Source organism: Actinacidiphila sp. bgisy145 (assembly GCF_057708125.1).
Genome location: NZ_JBYIRL010000015.1, coordinates 95,328 through 111,964, shown reverse-complemented (window position 1 = coordinate 111,964; position 16,637 = coordinate 95,328). Strand labels below are relative to the sequence as shown.

General features: G+C 71.4%; 17 protein-coding genes. 9 read left to right on the top strand and 8 right to left on the bottom strand.

The genetic code is table 11. The annotated features are described in order from the left end of the window. The first annotated feature begins 36 nt into the window (after window positions 1–36). Complete coding sequence (locus AC3ERT_RS16005; RefSeq protein ID WP_435174956.1) at window positions 37–1,062, top strand: family 2 encapsulin nanocompartment cargo protein terpene cyclase; 1,026 nt, start codon at window positions 37–39, stop codon at window positions 1,060–1,062. Between the two features lie 98 nt (window positions 1,063–1,160). Beyond that, window positions 1,161–2,036: a geranyl diphosphate 2-C-methyltransferase gene (locus tag AC3ERT_RS16000; RefSeq protein ID WP_335979518.1), complete on the top strand. Its 876-nt coding sequence runs from the start codon at window positions 1,161–1,163 to the stop codon at window positions 2,034–2,036. Window positions 2,037–2,144: 108 nt separating this feature from the next. Here the strand turns inward: AC3ERT_RS16000 and AC3ERT_RS15995 are convergent, their stop codons facing one another. From AC3ERT_RS15995 to AC3ERT_RS15985, 3 genes are all read right to left on the bottom strand, one after another. Then, window positions 2,145–3,311: a ricin-type beta-trefoil lectin domain protein gene (locus AC3ERT_RS15995; RefSeq protein WP_435174867.1), complete on the bottom strand. Its 1,167-nt coding sequence runs from the start codon at window positions 3,309–3,311 to the stop codon at window positions 2,145–2,147. A gap of 94 nt (window positions 3,312–3,405) precedes the next feature. After that, window positions 3,406–4,827 (bottom strand): glycoside hydrolase family 76 protein, encoded by a 1,422-nt coding sequence (locus tag AC3ERT_RS15990; protein ID WP_435174864.1) that lies wholly within the window; start codon window positions 4,825–4,827, stop codon window positions 3,406–3,408. A gap of 373 nt (window positions 4,828–5,200) precedes the next feature. Beyond that, window positions 5,201–6,049 (bottom strand): MmyB family transcriptional regulator, encoded by an 849-nt coding sequence (locus tag AC3ERT_RS15985; protein WP_435174862.1) that lies wholly within the window; start codon window positions 6,047–6,049, stop codon window positions 5,201–5,203. Between the two features lie 124 nt (window positions 6,050–6,173). Here AC3ERT_RS15985 and AC3ERT_RS15980 point away from each other — a divergent pair, with 124 nt between their 5' ends. Then, entirely contained in the window at window positions 6,174–6,992 is an 819-nt protein-coding gene (locus tag AC3ERT_RS15980) for an SDR family oxidoreductase (RefSeq protein WP_435174859.1), read from the top strand. A 109-nt stretch (window positions 6,993–7,101) separates the two neighbouring features. On the opposite strand, the gene arr is transcribed toward AC3ERT_RS15980, so the two are convergent. Both arr and AC3ERT_RS15970 read right to left on the bottom strand, forming a co-directional pair. After that, window positions 7,102–7,512, bottom strand: a complete 411-nt coding sequence (gene arr / locus AC3ERT_RS15975; RefSeq protein ID WP_435174856.1) for an NAD(+)--rifampin ADP-ribosyltransferase — start codon at window positions 7,510–7,512, stop codon at window positions 7,102–7,104. Between the two features lie 275 nt (window positions 7,513–7,787). Further along, a complete protein-coding gene (locus tag AC3ERT_RS15970; RefSeq protein WP_435174854.1) occupies window positions 7,788–8,186 on the bottom strand; it encodes a hypothetical protein in 399 nt (132 codons plus the stop codon). A gap of 184 nt (window positions 8,187–8,370) precedes the next feature. Between AC3ERT_RS15970 and AC3ERT_RS15965 the strand changes: the two genes are divergently transcribed. Continuing rightward, entirely contained in the window at window positions 8,371–9,339 is a 969-nt protein-coding gene (locus AC3ERT_RS15965) for an ArsR/SmtB family transcription factor (RefSeq protein WP_435174851.1), read from the top strand. Between the two features lie 96 nt (window positions 9,340–9,435). Beyond that, a complete protein-coding gene (locus AC3ERT_RS15960; RefSeq protein WP_335979504.1) occupies window positions 9,436–10,170 on the top strand; it encodes a Type 1 glutamine amidotransferase-like domain-containing protein in 735 nt (244 codons plus the stop codon). A gap of 5 nt (window positions 10,171–10,175) precedes the next feature. On the opposite strand, the gene AC3ERT_RS15955 is transcribed toward AC3ERT_RS15960, so the two are convergent. Beyond that, window positions 10,176–10,571 (bottom strand): NUDIX hydrolase, encoded by a 396-nt coding sequence (locus AC3ERT_RS15955; RefSeq protein WP_335979503.1) that lies wholly within the window; start codon window positions 10,569–10,571, stop codon window positions 10,176–10,178. An 89-nt stretch (window positions 10,572–10,660) separates the two neighbouring features. On the opposite strand from AC3ERT_RS15955, the gene AC3ERT_RS15950 reads away from it, so the two are divergent. Next, a complete protein-coding gene (locus AC3ERT_RS15950; RefSeq protein ID WP_435135217.1) occupies window positions 10,661–11,284 on the top strand; it encodes a DinB family protein in 624 nt (207 codons plus the stop codon). A 23-nt stretch (window positions 11,285–11,307) separates the two neighbouring features. Here AC3ERT_RS15950 and AC3ERT_RS15945 read toward each other — a convergent pair whose 3' ends face one another. Beyond that, the gene (locus AC3ERT_RS15945; RefSeq protein ID WP_435174848.1) at window positions 11,308–11,925 is read right to left on the bottom strand and encodes a TetR/AcrR family transcriptional regulator; all 618 of its coding nucleotides are present in this window, start codon (window positions 11,923–11,925) and stop codon (window positions 11,308–11,310) included. A gap of 83 nt (window positions 11,926–12,008) precedes the next feature. Between AC3ERT_RS15945 and AC3ERT_RS15940 the strand changes: the two genes are divergently transcribed. Continuing rightward, complete coding sequence (locus AC3ERT_RS15940; RefSeq protein WP_435174846.1) at window positions 12,009–12,704, top strand: alpha/beta fold hydrolase; 696 nt, start codon at window positions 12,009–12,011, stop codon at window positions 12,702–12,704. 783 nt (window positions 12,705–13,487) lie between these two features. On the opposite strand, the gene AC3ERT_RS15935 is transcribed toward AC3ERT_RS15940, so the two are convergent. Then, window positions 13,488–14,417, bottom strand: coding sequence for a LysR family transcriptional regulator (locus AC3ERT_RS15935; protein WP_435174843.1), 930 nt, complete (start codon window positions 14,415–14,417; stop codon window positions 13,488–13,490). Window positions 14,418–14,961: 544 nt separating this feature from the next. On the opposite strand from AC3ERT_RS15935, the gene AC3ERT_RS15930 reads away from it, so the two are divergent. Then, complete coding sequence (locus tag AC3ERT_RS15930; protein ID WP_435174840.1) at window positions 14,962–15,444, top strand: carboxymuconolactone decarboxylase family protein; 483 nt, start codon at window positions 14,962–14,964, stop codon at window positions 15,442–15,444. A gap of 64 nt (window positions 15,445–15,508) precedes the next feature. Further along, window positions 15,509–16,489: a hypothetical protein gene (locus tag AC3ERT_RS15925; protein WP_435174837.1), complete on the top strand. Its 981-nt coding sequence runs from the start codon at window positions 15,509–15,511 to the stop codon at window positions 16,487–16,489. Window positions 16,490–16,637 lie beyond the last annotated feature (148 nt).

Below are 16,637 nucleotides of genomic sequence, written 5' to 3'. Positions count from 1 at the left end.
GCGACCGCGTCCCCCCAACCGGCCCGCCCGGCCCGCCTGTCGCTGCCCGGACCGCCGAGCTTCCCGCGCCCGGCCGCACGCCGCACCGGGGTCATCCCGGGGCTGAGGTACCAGCCGGCCGTGCCCGCCGACCCGGAGAAGGTCAAGGAGGTCGACCGCCGGCTGGAGGAGTGGGCCCGCGAACTCGACCTCTTCCCCACCGCGTGGACCGGGGACTTCTCCGGCTTCCAGTTCGGCCGGGCCGTGGTGCTCCAGCACCCCCACGCGGCGGACCTGGACCGGCTCACCGTCGCCGGCCAGCTCCTGCTCGCGGAGAACCTCGTGGACGACTGCTACTGCGAGGAAGCGGAGGACCGCGGCGGCTCGCACCGGGGGCTGGGCGGACCGCTACTGTTCGCCCAGTCGGCGATCGACCCCTACCACGGCACGCCGGAGGCCGAAGCGGGCTGGCAGCAGGGCATGCAGGCGGACGGACCGCTGCGCTCGTACTACTGGGCGATGAAGGGGTACGCCGCCTTCGCCACGCCCAGCCAGACCACCCGCTTCGTCCACGACATGGCCCGCCTGCACATGGGCTACCTCGCCGAAGCCGCCTGGGCCGAGACGAAGTACGTGCCCACCGTCTGGGAGTACCTGGTCATGCGGCAGTTCAACAACTTCCGCCCCTGCCTGTCGATCGTCGACGCGCTGGACGGCTACGAACTGCCCGAACCGCTCTACTCCCGGCCGGAGGTCCAGCGGATCACCGCGCTCGCGTGCAACGCGACCACCCTGGTCAACGACCTCTACTCCTTCACCAAGGAGCTGGAGACCGACCCGGAGCACCTCAACCTGCCCCAGGTGGTGGCCGCCAACGAGGGTTGCGGGCTCAAGTCCGCCTACCTGCGGGGCGTGGAGATCCACAACCAGATCATGGCGTCCTTCGAGGAGGAGGCCGCCGCGCTGGCGGTGACCTCTCCGCTGGTCGGCCGCTACGCCAAGGGGCTGTCGGACTGGGTGGCCGGCAACCACGAGTGGCACGCGACCAACACCCACCGATACCACCTGCCGAACTACTGGTAGGCGCACCACCGCACCACCGCCAGACGCGCCACCGGTACACCGCACCACCAGAAACACCGCACCACCAGCACCATGCACCCGTACAGAAGGAGTCAGCGTTGACCACGTCCCACCACGGCACCGCCACCGCACCGGTGCCGGCCCAATCCACGTACCAGACCCGCATCGCGGACTACTGGAACGCTGAGGAGAACCCGGTCAACCTCGAACTCGGCAAGATCGACGACCTCTACCACCACCACTACGGCGTCGGCGACGCCGACCGGTCGGTGCTCGACGAGCCGGACCCGAACCTGCGGCGCGATCGGATCACCGCCGAACTGCACCGCCTGGAGCACGCGCAGGCCGAGCTGCTCGCCTCCCACCTCGGGCCGCTCACCCCCGACGACCGGGTCTTCGACGCCGGTTGCGGGCGCGGCGGCGGCAGCGTGGTGGCCCACCTGCGCTACGGCTGCCACGCCGACGGGGTGACGCTCTCCACCAAGCAGGCGGACTTCGCCAACGCGCAGGCCCGCGCCCGCGGCATCGACGGCAAGGTCCGCTACCACCACCGCAACATGCTCGACACCGGCTTCCAGACCGGCGCCTACGCCGCCTCCTGGAACAACGAGTCGACGATGTACGTGGAGTTGGAGCTGCTCTTCGCCGAGCACGCCCGGCTGCTGCGGCGCGGTGGCCGCTACGTCACGATCACCGGCTGCTACAACGACACATACGGCCGGGCCTCCCGCGAGGTGTCGCTGATCAACGCGCACTACATCTGCGACATCCACCCGCGCTCGGGGTACTTCCGGGCGATGGCGGCCAACCGGCTGGTCCCGGTGCACGTCGAGGACCTGACGGCGACGGCGATCCCGTACTGGGAGCTGCGCCAGCAGGCCGACCACCTTGTCACGGGCATCGAAGAACCGTTTCTGACGGCATACAAGAACGGCAGCTTCCAGTACCTGCTGATCGTGGCCGACCGGGTGTAGCGGGCCCGCGCGGACGCCGAGCGGCGCGGTCCGGCCACGGGAGGGTGCCCCGTGGCCTGGCCGCGCCGCCGTCATGCCGCCCCTCGGGGCAGTGAATGTGCCGGCCTGTCAGATGGCGGTCAGCGTCGTCCACTTCTGCGCGTCGGTGCCGTTGCAGTCCCACAGCTGGAGCTGGGTGCCGTCCGCCGTCGAGGAGTTGGGGTCGTCGAGGCAGCGGCCGGACACCGGGTTGCGGTAGCCCCCGCCGTAGGGCTCCCAGACCTGGTTGGCGCCGCCGTTGCACTCCCAGAGCTGCACCTTCGTGCCGTCGCCGGTGCCGAGGTCGGCCGCGTCCAGGCACTTGCCGACCGCCCGCAGGGTGCCGTCGGTGCGCAGCTGCCACCACTGGGCGTCGCTGCTGTTGCACGACCACAGCTGGACGGCGGTGCCGTTGGCGGCGCTGTCGCCGTTGTCGTCGAGGCACTTGCCCGCGATGCCGGAGTGCACGGTGCCGCCGTTCGGCACCGGGGGCGTGATCCAGCCGGCGGCGTCCGCGGCCTGGATGCCGGCGTCGAAGGCGTCGGCCATCTTCTGGTAGCCGCCGTCGTTGGGGTGCAGCGCGTCCGACAGGTCGGCGGTGGTCAGGGCGCTCATGTCGACGAATCCCACGTGCTTGCCCGCGTTCTGCTCGGCCTGCACGATGCCGGGCACCGCCGCGTTGAACGCGGGCCGGTTGGGCTCCTCCACCGCGTTGGTCGACACGATCAGCGAGCCGACCAGCACGGTGACGCCGGGCACGTCCGCGGTGATCTGGTCGATCAGGGCGTGCAACCGGTCGGTGGCGGTGGCGACCTGGTAGTTCTGGTTGAGGTCGTTGGTGCCGATCTCCAGGGTGACGACGTCGGGCCGGTAGCGGTCGAGCACACCGTCCGCGATGCCGGCGATCTGGTCGATCCGCCAGCCGGAGTGCCCTTCGTTGTCCGGGTCGCCCATCGTGCCGTTGCGGCCGGTGCCGACGAAGTCCAACGCGTGTCCCTGGCCGGACAGTTCGTCCCACAGCGCGGACCGGTAGCTGTCACCGGTGCTGCTGCCGACGCCCCAGGTGATCGAGTCGCCCAGCGGCATCACCCGCAGGCTCGACGCGGCGGCGGGCGAGACGGCGGACGACACGGCGGACGCGGAGGCGGAGGCGGGGGAAGCCGCCGGGGCGGCCGCCGCGGCCGGCAGCGCGGTGCCCGCACCGGCCCCGACCGCGGCGGCCAGCGCCAGGGCGAGCAGTAAGGGGGATCTTCTCATCGTCGTGCCACGCTCCTTCACGGGTCCACGCGGTCAGGCGTGGACGGGAAGTGGGGGGGAAGGGAAGGGGTGGTGCGCGGGACGAACGGCCGGGTCAGCCGGCCGCGTTGAGCAGGTCGAGCACGCTCTGCTGGCAGCCGTAGTCGCTGCTGCCGCTGCCGCCGGCCCAGTGCGGGCCGTACTGGTCGAGCGCGTTGCGGTCGTGGGCGTAGGCGGAGTTCGCCCACGCGGTGAGGTCGGCGGCGTAGGGGTGGTCGGACAGCTGGGTGTTGAGCTTGCCCAGCCCCCGCACGTAGGCGCCCTTGAAGCTCGGGCCGTCGCCGGTGCAGCCGTCGCCCTCGCCCGGCTCGCGCAGCACCCCGCCGGAGACGAGCTTGACCGTGGAGGCGTCGGCGAGGGTACGGGCGGTGGTCAGCAGGCCCGAGTCACCGGTCGCCTTGTACAGCTCCGTCAACCCGCCGAGCACCACGCCCTGGTTGTACGTCCAGGTGGTCTGCCCGTTGTTGGCGCAGGAGTCGTCGAGGCCGTCGTTGATCATATGGTCGCTGTTGATCATGCCGCTGTTCTGGAACCACGACCACTCGGTGTTCGCCCGGCCCAGGTAGGTGGTGTCGCCCGAGATCCGGTTGTGCAGCGCCGCGTTGAGGTAGAGGTACAGCTCGTTGGTGATGGCGTTCTTGTACTGGCCGCCGGTGTTCCAGCGCACCCCGCCGCCGCAGGTGCTGTTCCAGTTGTCGGCCATGTGGTCGGCGTCGGCCCGCGCGGTGGTCAGGTAGCGGCTGTCGCCGGTCGCGTCGTAGGCGTCCACCCACGCCAGGCCCCACCAACCGGTGTCGTCCAGGTAGCTGTTGGTGAAGTTGCCGTCCTGCGCGTTGATGTTCGCGCTGTACGTCTCGCTGATCGCGTACTTGTAGCTCGGCATGCCGCTGACCCGGGCGTTGTCGATGATCGCGGTCAGCGCGTTGGCGCTGGTCCACCAGCCGTTGCCGCCGAAGAGCTTGCTGCCGCGGTCGTAGGACATCATCAGCGCGGTCGCCGCGGCGGTGCCGCGGGACCAGGCGTTCCAGGTGGTGCGGGCCCACGCGGTGCAGGCGATGTCGCTCGTCCCGGCCGGCTCGCCGCAGGCGCGCACCGCGCCGACGCCTTCGTTGTTCCAGTCGTCGACGTTGTACATCAGCGTGCGCCAGCCGCCGTTGCCGGACGGGACGGAGGTGGCGCCGAGCTTGCTGCCGTCGCTCCAGGTGCGGCCGCCGTCCCAGGACCGGTCGAGCCACACCTGGTCGCCGGCGCCGCCGTTGCCGATCGACCCCCACGCCATGGCGTCGTTGTCGTCGAAGTGCAGCACGATCGAGCGGGAGTCGACGGAGGCGGTCACCGGCTGCCGGTCCTGCGTGCTGAGCGCGGGGTCCCGGGCATCGCAGTAGCTGTTGCAGACGGTCGTGGCCGCGCTGACAGCGCTGACCGCGGGCGAGGACTGCTCCGGCGGTGCGGCACCTTGCGCCACGGCGACTGACATCGTTGTCAGAACGGCCGTGAGGACAGCGATGCGCAGTGTTCTCATTGCTCGCATGGGGGGCTCCTGAGCCGTGGTCTGGCGTGCGGGAACACGCGAGTTGGGGGGAAGGGGCTCTGGTCGGAAGCTAGCCAGCGGGTGCGGGCGCGTCAAGGACCCGGGCGGATGGTCGGATCACTCGGGCGCCGCGGGCGCGGGTGCCCGTAGCGGCGCCCGGTCGCCCCGCTCCGGGCAGGACGTCGGGCCCTGATGAGCCGCCTCAGCGATCACCGGCGGAACTCCCGTACCAGCAGCCTCGGTTCGCCGACCAGTCGTCGGAGGTCTGCGGAGCCCGGTCGGGGGGCGGTCGGGGGCGGTCGGGCGGTCGGGGGCTGACTCAAGCGTGGTGGAGCGGCGCGAGGGGCGGGTGGGCGCCGCCGGAATCCCGCGCCGGCGTGCAGGTCATGATGCGGACGTCGTTCTCGGGCAGCTTGAGGACGTCGTAGTGGAAGACGGGGCGGCCCGCGGACGGGTGTGCGGCGCTTCGCCGCCCGCCCATCCGTGCGCCGAGCGACGGGGACTTCCACAGGGCGCGGAAGTGCGCGCTGGCCGCGGTGGCCTGTGCGACGAGTCCGGCCAGCTCGCGGTCGTCGGGATAGGCGGCGAGGGTCAGGCGCAGTTCGGCGACGAGCGCGGTGGTGAAGTCGGGGTCGCCGTCGCCGGTCGGAAGGACGGCTGTTCCGCCGGGCGCGGGGGGATCGACGAACAGGGCCCGGACCAGGTTGCGCGGGGCCAGGGGGTGCTGGTCGGGGTCGGCCAGCAGGGCGGCCCAGGACGGGTTCCACGCCAGCAGGGTCCAGTCGGCGGCGAAGACCCCGGCGGGGATGTCGCCGAGGTGCCGGACCAGCCGCGCGACGCTCGCCGGCACCTGGTCGGGCACCTGGCCGGGTACGGGCGGCAGCAGCCCGGCGACCAGGTGCAGGCGGCATGCCTCGTCCGGGCTCAGCCGCAGCGCCCTGGCGAGCGCGGCGAGCACCTCGCGCGAGGGGCGCCGTGAACGGCCCTGCTCCAGGCGCAGCAGGTAGTCGACGGAGACGCCGGCGAGCGCGGCGAGTTCCTCACGGCGCAGGCCCGCGGTGCGGCGGCGGCGCGTCGCGGGGAGCCCGACGTCGGCAGCGGTCAGGCGCCCGCGCCAGGCACGCAACGCCTCGCCCAGCGTGTTCTCGGCCCGCGTCGGTTCATCCATGCTCGCTCCTCGCTCCCGCTCAGCGTAGTACCGGCGTTCTGGTGATCAGCAGGGCTCTGGCTGCGGCCGCCGGCCGGATCGAAGGTGGGGACGGATCGGATACGGCCGAGGAAGGGACACCATCATGAGTCAGGCGCAGTCCGGTGCGAGCCAGGCGGGCGGGGCCCCCGCCGGTGCTCCGCAGGGGTCGGGCCCGGCGTTGGCCGGGCGGGTCGCGCTGGTCACCGGGGCCTCCAGCGGGATCGGGCGGGCGACGGCGCTGGCGGTCGCCGAGCAGGGCGGTGCGGTCGCGGTCACCGCGCGCCGCGCCGACCGGCTCGAGGAGCTCGCCGGGGGCATCCGGGCGCGTGGCGGCTCGGTGCTGGTGCTGCCGGCGGACCTGTCGGACCCGGCGCAGGTCGACGCCGTGGTCGAGCACACCGTCGGGCACTTCGGGCGGCTGGACGTGCTGGTGAACAACGCGGCCGCCAGCGCACCCGGGTTCGTCGAGCACAGCGACCCGGCGCGGTGGGACACCCTGGTGGAGGTCAACTTCCGCGCTGTGCTGCGCCTTTCGCACACCGCGCTGCCGCACCTCCTGCGGGCGGCCGACGGGCCGGCGGGCGTCGCGGACGTCGTCAACATCAGCTCGGTCGTCGGGCGCAAGCCCATCAAGGGCAACGCGGTGTACTCGGCGGCCAAGCACGCGGTCATCGCCTTCGGCGACGCGTTCCGCCAGGAAGTGGCGCTGCGCAAGGTGCGGGTCGGTGTCGTCGAGCCGGGCATGGTGGCCACGGACATGACGGTCGGCACCGGCGTCGGGGACGAGGCCGGGCACACGATGACCGAGCGGGACTGGCTGCACGTGGACGATGTGGCGCGTGCCGTCGTCTTCATGGTCACCCAGCCGCGGCACTCCGCGGTCAGCGAGATCCTGCTGCGGCCGACCGCCCAGGAGTACTGATCCGCTCGGCGGGCGGGCGAGCCGGCCCGCGCTAGCGCGGGTCGCTTCCCCGTCCGGCGCCGCCCGACGCCGCTCGACGCCGCTCGGCAGACCGGCGGCGGGACGGCCCTCAGTTGATGATCTCGGCGCGGCTGTCCTGGCGCGTCGCGGACAGCCGTTCCCGCCACATCCGGAGTGCTTCGGGTGTCTGGCGGGTCCAGTCCGTGACCTCGCCGAGGATGCGGAGCGGGTGCTTGCTGCGGTAGGAGCGGGTGGGGTTGCCGGGGAACTTCTTGTCGGTGACGTTGGGGTCGTGTTCGAACTCCCCGGTGGGCTCGACGGCGTACACCCGCGGGGGCCCGTCTCCGGCGGCGAGTTCGGCGGCGAGCCCCGCGCCGTCCCGCAACGCGGTGAAGTAGATGTGGTTCATCACGACCTCGGGCCGGTAGTTGGAGCGGAACCCGGGGGTGAGCTGGTCCCCGGTCCGCAGATCGGCCCTGGTCCCGTGGAAGAACGGCCCGTCGTCCAGCACCTCGCTCATCGCGGCAGATTACCAAGCCGCCGCGGGCACAGGGTGCGTACGCACGCGGGCCGACCCGCGTACCGCGGCGGGGCCTTCGTGCCGAGGGGATGCCGGGGCCGGTGCACGAGATCGCCCGCCGGACGGGCGGTCCGGGCACCGGCACCGGCACCGGCACCGGCACCAGGTTCGACGCCGAAGCTGGTGCCTCAGCCGCCGGCTGCGACGTCTCAAGCGGGCGGGCGCGCCCGCCCCGGCCGTCGGCTAGCCGGCGCGGCCCGCCGGCGCCTGAGTCGTCAGCAGGGGTGCGTGGCTCCGTGGTTGCTGAGATAGACGTCGCTGAACCAGCCCTCCTGGCTCGTACCGGAGATCCGGCCGTAGGTCCAGGTGTCCATCGTGAGGCCGTTCGAGGTGACCGAGCTGCCGGTGTCGTAGCACCAGTAGTAGATCTTCGCGCCGTGGGCGGCATAGCCGTACGCGTCGCAGTAGGTGTACGGGCCCTCGCGGCGGGCGAGGCTGTCGGCGGTGACCGTGCCGCTGCCCGCGTCCGCGTTGTGGTGGTAGAAGTCGCAGGCGACCTTGGGCGATACGTCGGCCGACGCCGAGGCCGAGGCCGACGCCGACGGCGCCAGGACGAGGCCGCTGCCGAGCAGTGCGGCTCCTGCCATGAGTCCGATGTGCGTCTTTTTCAGCACGTGGGTTCCCTCCCGTGATCGAGCGTGATGTCCGGTTTCTGCCTGCCGCACCCTTCCCCCGGCGGCAGAGACTGGACCGGAACGCGTCACAGCGTGCGTGTCGGGCGCCGTCCGCGGCAATGTATTCAGCTGCCGCTGAACTGTCGGACGGGTCAGGCGCGGGACCGGACGGTGGGGGGACCGTGTGCTGAGGGTGCATTTCACCGCGGAGGACCTGTTACGGGTCCGGATGGCCGACGAGCCCGCGCCGTTGATGGAACTGGGCCTGGCGCTCATGACGCTCAGACGCCCGGCGGACCCGGTGTTCCGCCAGTGGCGGCAGCGCGCCCAGCGGTCCCTCCCGCCGCAGGCCCGGCCGGTGCTCGACCTGCTGTCGCCGACCGGTACGGGCCCGCTGTTCCTCGACCCGCCCACCGCGGGCTTCGCCGAGGGGATGGACACCGTCCGCTCGGCGCCGCGCGCGTACGTTCGCTCCGAGCTGCTCAGGGTGCGCGCTCCGGAGCAGCCGCGCGCCCGGTGGGCCCGCGGGCTCGCCGACGACGACCGCGAGTCCTGGCAGCTCCTCGAGCGGTCGATGGCCGCGGCCTACGCGAGCCTGCTCGCCGGTGCCTGGCCGCGGGTCCGGGCCGGATTCCACGCGGAAGCGGCATGGCGTGCGCGGTACCTGGCCCGGCACGGGCTGCTCGCCACGCTGACCGGGCTGTCCCCCTCGGCCCGGTGGGACGGCATGGCCCTGGAGTTCCCGGGCGCGTACGACCGCGAGATCCGGCTGACCGGGCAGGGCCTGACGCTGCTCCCCTCGCTGCTCTGGACCGCAGGTCCGCTGCTCGCCCCGCAGCCCGAGGGCCCCACGCTCCTCGTCTACCCGGCCGTCACCCCGCTGCCCCTCCAGGAGGCCGCCGCCACCCCCGACCCCCTCAACGCCCTCCTCGGCAGCACCCGCGCGGCGATGCTCCGGCTGCTGACGGCGCAACACACCACCACGGGCCTGGCCAAGGCGCTCGACATCAGCCCCGCGGCGGCCTCCATGCAGGCCAGAACCCTGCGGGACGCCCGGCTGATCACCACCCGGCGCGAAGGCCGGAGCGTCTCCCACTGCTGCACCGCGCTGGGGCTCGACATGATCTCGGCGGCAACGCCCGCACTGTGCTGAGCGCGTCGGCACCGCGCCTGCCGAAGACGCACTCGGCTGTGCGGCGCGGCAGCTCCTCGGCGGCGGAGTCGGCGTGTTCGGCGTACGGTTGGGGGCATGACCGCTGGTGAGCCGACCATTGTCGCCACGTCCGGGGGGCTTCGGGCCGGCGGGCGGACCCGGGTGGAGTTCGACGCGCTCGTCCACCACGCCGTGGAGCTGTCGGGGGTGCACGGGCGCCGGCCGCGGGTGATGTACGTGGGGACCGCGATCGGGGATGCGGAGCACTTCACGGCGCGGGCGGTGGAGGCCGGACGGGTGGCGGGGTTCGACGTGACGCCGCTGCACCTGTTCCCGATGCCGAACGTCGCGGACATCGAGGGCGAGGTGCTGGCCCAGGACGTGGTGTGGGTGATGGGCGGTTCGGTGGTGAACCTGCTCGCGGTGTGGCGGGCGCACGGGGTGGACGCGGTGATGCGGCGCGCGTGGGAGTCCGGGGTGGTGCTCAGCGGGGTGAGCGCGGGCTCGATCTGCTGGTTCCGGGGCGGTACCACGGACTCCTACGGGCCGCGGCTGCGCCCGGTGACGGACGCGCTGGGCCTGCTGCCATACGGGAACGGGGTGCACTACGACTCGGACGCGGGCCGACGGCCGCTGGTCCACCGGCTCGTCGCGGACGGCACCCTGCCGGCGGCGCACTGCACGGACGACGGGGTCGGGCTGGTCTACCGCGGCACCGAACTGGTGGAGGCGGTCGCGGAGGTGCCGGGCAAGGGCGCCTACGTCGTCCGCCGCGAGGGGGACACCGCCGTGGAGGAGCGGATCGAGCCGCGCAGGCTGCCCCCGGTGTGAGGCGATCAGGCCAGCTCGCCCGCGGCGTTGAGGTCGTCGAAGAGCAACTGGTCGACGGGCGGGACGCGTTCACGGTCCGCGTACGAGAACCAGGCCGTCTCCTCGATCTCGCTGCTCGGCGCCAACCGCCCTTCGTACGCGGCGGTGTAGCACGCCATCCGCACCACGGCGCCCTCGGGCAGATTGGGCCCGCCGGCCTCGTACGTGCCCGCGTGGACGGCGCTGTGCGGGTCGAGCCGGACCGTCAGCTCCTCCCGGATCTCGCGGACCAGCGTCTCCAGATCCGTCTCGGCGCCCTCCCGCTTGCCGCCGGGAACGTAGAACACGCCCTTCCCGCGCGGCCGCGCGCACAGAATCCGGCCGCCCTCGATCCGCACCCAGGCGACCGTGTCGATCAGCACGCCGCCCCTCCTCTCCCCGGCACGGGGCCGACCCCGCAGCCGTACGCCACTCGCCTGCGCCGACCCTACGGGACGGCAGAATGACCCGCATGACCGCACACGACGCGAAGGCCGAACTGCACCTCTACCTCCAGGGCGCTCGGGAGGCGTTGCTGTGGAAGCTGGACGGGCTCTCGGAGTACGACATCCGGCGGCCGATGACGCCGACGGGCACCAATCTGCTCGGGCTGGTCAAGCACGTGACCGGCGCCGAACTGGGCTACCTCGGCGACACGTTCGGTCGGCCCTCCGGCAAGCTCGCGCAGTGGAGCGACGAGAACGCGGAGCCCAACGCCGACATGTGGGCCACCGCCGAGGAGTCGCGCGAGTTCATCGTGGCCGGATACCGCCGGGCGTGGGCGCACGCCGACGCGACGATCGAGGCACTGCCGCTCGACACGGTCGGCGAGGTCCCGTGGTGGCCGGCCGGCCGCAGGGACGTGACGCTGCACCACGCCGTGGTACGGGTCGTCGCCGACGCGCAACGGCACGCAGGCCACGCGGACATCCTGCGCGAACTCCTCGACGGCACCGTGGGGATGACGCGGCAGAACGTCGGCGTGCCCGAGCAGGACCGTGCGTGGTGGGAGGCGCACCGTGCCCGCGTCGAACAAGCCGCCGCCCAGGCTCCGACCGCCCGCACCGCCCCGCTCCCCGGGCAGGCCACCGCGTAAGCGCTCGGCCGGGCGGCGCGGGGTCAGGCTTCCGCCGCCGTGTCGGGCCCGGCGGGGCGGGCGGGACGGCCGTCGCCCTGCTCCCCCGGGACGGACAGGTGCTCGAGCGCGGCGAGGAAGTGGTGGAAGGCGCGGTCGGCGCGGTCGGTGTCGCCGGTCGCGTCGAGGTCCATGATCAGCCCGCGGATGACCGCGAGCACGAGCGTGGCGAGGTCCGGCCGGCCGATGCTGCGCAGGCCCTCCTCCAGCGGGCCGAGCCAGTCGGTCGTCGCGGTGCGGCGGAAGCCGGGCCACAGCCGCTGTTCCGCGCTTTCGCGCAGCCGGCCGAACATCCGCAGGTAGGGCTGCCCGCCCGGGCCGGTGATGGCGCTCCAGGCGCGATCGAGCGTGGCCGGGTACGGCTCGCCGGGCCGCACGCGCAGCAGGTCGCCGAACGCGTCGAGTTGGCGCTGCCGCGCCCTTTCCAGGACGGCGCGCAGCAGGGCGTCGCGGGTGCCGAAGTGGTAGATCAGCATGCGGGCCGAGGTACCGGTGGCGGTGGCCAGCGGCTCCAGCCGGTCGGGCAGGCCGTGGGCGAGCGCGTGGTCGGCGCAGGCGTCGAGCAGCCTGTCCTTGATGTGCGGTTCCGGTCGTCTGCCCACGCCCCGACTTTTTCACGTAATTGTCGTTACGTCTATCGTCGGAAGGGAAGCAGGTCGCGACAGACAGACACACGGAGGCTGGGATGAGGGTCGTGTTCGTGCACGGGGCATGCGTGCGGGACGGGTCGTGGTGGTGGCACCGCACCGCCGAGCTGCTGCGGGAGCGGGGGGTGCCGAGCGTGGCCCCGGCGCTGCCGAGCTGCGGCGAGGCGGGCCCGCCCGGCGGCGCCGGGGGTCCGGGGCTCGTCGAGGACGTCGCCGCGGTGCGCCGGGTGCTGCGCGGCAGCGACGAGCCGACGGTCGTGGTCGCCCACAGCTACGGCGGCATCGTCACCGCGGAGGCCGCTGCCGGAATCGGGTCGGTTCGCCACCTGCTGCTGGTCTCCAGCTACCTGCCCGAGGCCGGGCAGAGCCTGTCGGACTTCGGGGACGGCGGCCCCGCCCCGTTCCTCGACGTCGACCCCGATGCCGGCACCTTCGCGGTCCGCCCCGAACTGCTGGTGGACACCTTCCTCCATGACTGCGGCTCCGAGGTACAGGCGCAGGCGGCGGACCACCTCGCCGCGCAGAGCGTGCGGGTGACCGGGCAACCGGTCGGCGCGGCCGCGTGGCAGCAGGTGCCCTCGACATACCTCGTCTGCGCCCGGGACCGCGGCACCCCGCCGCGGCTCCAGCGCGAGTTCGCCCGGCGGGCCGCCGACGTCGTCGAACTCGACGCCGGCCACCACCCCTTCCTGTCCCAACCGGCCGCGGTCCGGGACCTGCTGCTCGCCCTGTGACGACCCACCGCCGCGCCGCCACCGCACCCCCAGGGCCTGGGCGGGACCGCGCTGGTGGGCCTTCAGTTCGCGATGCGGGCGGGCCCGCCAGAGCAGGTCCGCGCTTCCGGCCGAGGCAACCCGCCACAACTCCGCTCCGGTGAAGCCGCGGTCGCTTGTCCCGCCCGGCCCGCGGCACCCAGGAACCTCCGGACACCCGACACCAGCCGAAACCCGCAAGTCGCTACTGGCATTGAGGTTGACGTGTCATTCGGACAGCCTGAAAGAGTCACGGCCGCCAGCATGCGCCTGCCGAATCCATGGCACCGCGGACCACAGGCCGAGATCGACCCGGCGAGGCGGTACACGCATGCCAACTATTCACCTCACGAATGCCAGTTATCGCAAATACTCATTTGAATAATGTTCGTTGCTGCTGCATCGTGGCCATTGCAAGCTGTTCGGGCGGAGCCGACGGCGCCGGCACATATCCTCAGCAGTTCGGCAATCCTCCCCACCGCTTCTCTCGCGCAATGGAATGCAACACTGGAGGTACCGACATGACGGTGAACGCTTCCCTCACCAGGGCCTCTCTCCCGGCGCGGGTATCGGCTGACACACCCGGACGCCGCATACGCCGTCGTCTGCGGCCCGCCGAAAACCTCAACGCCCCGGTCACGGTGCTGATCGTGCTGGTGGGTCTCGTTCTCCTGGCCTGCGGCGCGCTCGGGCTCGGGGCGGCACTGTACGGGCTCTGCCACTGCCTGTAGAGCGCCGGCCGGGCCGTCCGCCGCATACCACTCCTCAGTGGTCGCCAGTCGGCCCAGGTGGCTGGGGAGTTGCGGGGAACCGAGTGCCGAGCGCGACACGTTCGAAGGCTCTGGCGGCCGCGCCCAGTGTCCTGTTGGTAGGGACGGCCAGGGAGATGGGCCAGTTCAGGTCGGCGTTGGTCACAGGCAGAGAACTGAGGCCGTTCCGAGCCCGGCCAACGCCTCGTGGCAGAAGTGCGATGCCCAGCCCGTGGCGGACGAAGTCGGCGCCGGAGGTTATGGACGTGATTTCGATGACGACTCGGCGTTGCAGACCAGCGGACTCGAAAGCCCGGTCGGCCACAGCTCGGTTGCCGTAGCCGACCGGGAAGTCGATGAAGGACTCCTCGGCCAGTTCCGAGAGGTCGACGCTCTCTTTTCGGGCCAGGCGGTGATCGGGGAGGGTCACAACGTCCAGGGGGGTGGAGGCGACCTCTGTCAGGCGGGCACCGGACGGAACCGCGCCTGGGATCGACACGAACGCCAGATCCATGGCGCCCTCTTTGACCGCGTGGATCAGCCCCGGTGAGCCGCCGTTCGAGGAAGCCGTGGCAAGGTGGACGGATACGGCAGGGTAGTCGCGGCGGAAGCGTCCGAGCAGCGCGGCCAGGTCGATGAGCCCGAGGGAACTCATCGTCCCCAGGCGGAGGGTGCCGCGAACGCTGCCTGTGGCGTCGTCGACTGCGTTCCTTGCCTCCTCGGCGGCCAGCAGGGCAGCCCTGGCCTTGGGCAGCAGGGCGTTGCCGGCGTCGGTCAGTCCTACCCGGCGCGAGGTGCGCTGGACCAACTGGGCGTGCAGTTCGCGCTCCAGAGAGGCGATGGTCACCGACACGGCGGATTGCACGATGTGCAGGCGCGCCGCCGCGCGAGTGAAGCTTGATTCTTCCGCTACTGCGATGAAGCACTCGAGTTGACGCAGGTCCATGCCCGCGACTATCGCATGTTCAGATGGATGGAGACGACATCAATCGTCGGACGCCATCCTTCGTGTGACGGCCCGTCATGGCTGACAACTGCTCCGAGGCAGCCGCCGATGGCGTGGTCGTGCCCGTCCCCGTCGGGAGACGGCATACGCACCGATTTCCTCGACGGCTTGTGTTCCGCGCGCCGCGTCGCCGGACCTCGAATATACGGTCCGGCAGAGCATCCCTCGGACGCATGGGCGCCCAGGCCGAGTTCCCTCATCGATCTTCGGGATGAATCCGAGTCATCAACAAACACCATTGGACACCGCAGGGGTCCTGGACAACCCTGGGAAGTGGTTGCGGCGGGCTCTGGAACAACCATCCCTTTGCTGGCCTCTTCCAGAAGCCAGAGAACCTGCAGAAGAGAACTAAGCGATGGTCAAGGAGCTTCGAAGTGACCGTTCAAAGTGACGCACTCGGTGGGCGCCTCCCGTTGGTCGGCCTGGCAACGCTGACAGACGCGCAGCAGGAACTGTTCGACTATGTGGTGGCGAATCAGCTGCCGTGGGCAAACGACGCCGGGTCAAAATCACGACCGGCGACGGCCGCCTCATCGGCCCTTTCAACGGATTTCTGCGTCGCCCCCGGGTGGCGTTGCAGTGGCTCGCTTTCGCTGAGGCCGAGGCGAAGCACACGTCGCTGACGGACCGGGTACGAGAGGTGGTGATCGTCGCTGTCGGAGCCGTGTGGGAGTCGCAGTACGAGATGTACGCCCACAAGATCCTGGCCCGCCAGTACGGTCTTTCGCCTGAGGTCGTCAAGGCGCTGGGCGAGGGGGCGGTACCGGATGAACTGAGCGACGACGAAAAACTCGCAGTACGCATCACACGGCAGTTGACGCTCAATCACCGCCTCGACGACGAACTCTTCCGCGAGGCTGAGCAGACTTTCGGCCATCAGGGGCTGTCCGACATCTGGGCAGTAATGGCCGAATACCAGGGAGTGTGCATCCTGTTGAACATGTTCACGGTCCCCATTCCCGACTGATCGCGTAGAACCGCGAAGCCATGACCCGTTCCGGGTCTTCTTTCGATCTCAGAGGAGATTCAAGGTGACAACTGAGAACAGCCAGCCCAAGCTGACGACGGTCGCTACGCTGCCGGAGCACTACTTTCTGGAGAATCTCGCGGTCCGTGCTGACGGCTCGATGCTGGTGACCGCGCTCAACCGCCGGGAGCTGTGGTGGGCGCCGGCTCCGGCGGAGGACGCGACCATCGGGGCCGTCCTGGTGGACCGGCTGGAGGGCCTGCCCATGAGCATCGTCGAGGCCGAGCCCGACGTGTTCTACGTGTCCTCGATGGCGCCGGCCACCCTGGACCGTTTCGACCTGCGCGGCTGGACGCCCGGCGCGCCGGTGAACCGCACCCGGGTACTCAACTTCGCGTCGCAGGCAGCGGGGCTGAACGGCAGCTGCCTGCTGGCTCCTGGCGTGATCCTGGTCGCCGACTGCGCGGCCGGTCTGATCTGGCGGGTCGACCTCAGCGACGACGGGATGGCCGGGACCGCCAAGGTCTGGTTGAAGCACGACTCCATGGCCCCCGGGCTGGACCCCGAGCGAGCGGTCCACCTGACGCAGACCTTCTCCATCCCCTACCCGGGCGTCAACGGCGTGCGTACGGCGGAGAAGTCGAACCACGTGTACTTCACCGGTTCGTGGGAGCAGATCTTCGTGCGGGTGGCCTTCGACCCCGACACCCACGAGCCGGTGGGAGAGCCGGAAGTGGTCTTCAAGGGCATCCACGCGGTCGACGACTTCTGCATGGACGAGAACAAGGGCGTCGCGTACATCACGACTCACATCGACAACAGTCTGTACAGCGTCCCGCTGGACCCCGGGGTCGCGGCGAAGGAGACCAAGCTCATCGTCGGTGACCCCATCGACGACCGGTTCCTCGGCCCGTCGAGCGCTGCGTGGGGCCGCCAGGAGGGTGACTACGGCCGCGTCGCCTACTTCACCACGGACGGTGGCCACACCCCGCCGAACAACTCCGGGCTGATCCGGCCCTCAGCGGTCGTTCGGATCGAGTTCTGAGCCGGTCGCAGTCCGCCCGGCCGAAGACGGCATGACGGAGAGCGTCTTCGGCCGGGCCCTTCGGGGACACCGGGCCCGTCCCACTCACAGCGGCCTCCCCGGCCCCGATGCCACTTCCACGTCTGTCATCAACTGTCGCTCCCATCAC

Coding starts and splice junctions, on each gene's coding strand:
- AC3ERT_RS15940 (WP_435174846.1), top strand. CDS start 12,009: ATGAGGGTCGTGTTCGTGCACGGGGCATGCGTGCGGGACGGGTCGTGG.
- AC3ERT_RS15990 (WP_435174864.1), bottom strand. CDS start 4,827: ATGTCAGTCGCCGTGGCGCAAGGTGCCGCACCGCCGGAGCAGTCCTCG.
- AC3ERT_RS15985 (WP_435174862.1), bottom strand. CDS start 6,049: ATGGATGAACCGACGCGGGCCGAGAACACGCTGGGCGAGGCGTTGCGT.
- AC3ERT_RS15950 (WP_435135217.1), top strand. CDS start 10,661: ATGACCGCACACGACGCGAAGGCCGAACTGCACCTCTACCTCCAGGGC.
- AC3ERT_RS15980 (WP_435174859.1), top strand. CDS start 6,174: ATGAGTCAGGCGCAGTCCGGTGCGAGCCAGGCGGGCGGGGCCCCCGCC.
- AC3ERT_RS15935 (WP_435174843.1), bottom strand. CDS start 14,417: ATGGACCTGCGTCAACTCGAGTGCTTCATCGCAGTAGCGGAAGAATCA.
- AC3ERT_RS15960 (WP_335979504.1), top strand. CDS start 9,436: ATGACCGCTGGTGAGCCGACCATTGTCGCCACGTCCGGGGGGCTTCGG.
- AC3ERT_RS15995 (WP_435174867.1), bottom strand. CDS start 3,311: ATGAGAAGATCCCCCTTACTGCTCGCCCTGGCGCTGGCCGCCGCGGTC.
- arr (WP_435174856.1), bottom strand. CDS start 7,512: ATGAGCGAGGTGCTGGACGACGGGCCGTTCTTCCACGGGACCAGGGCC.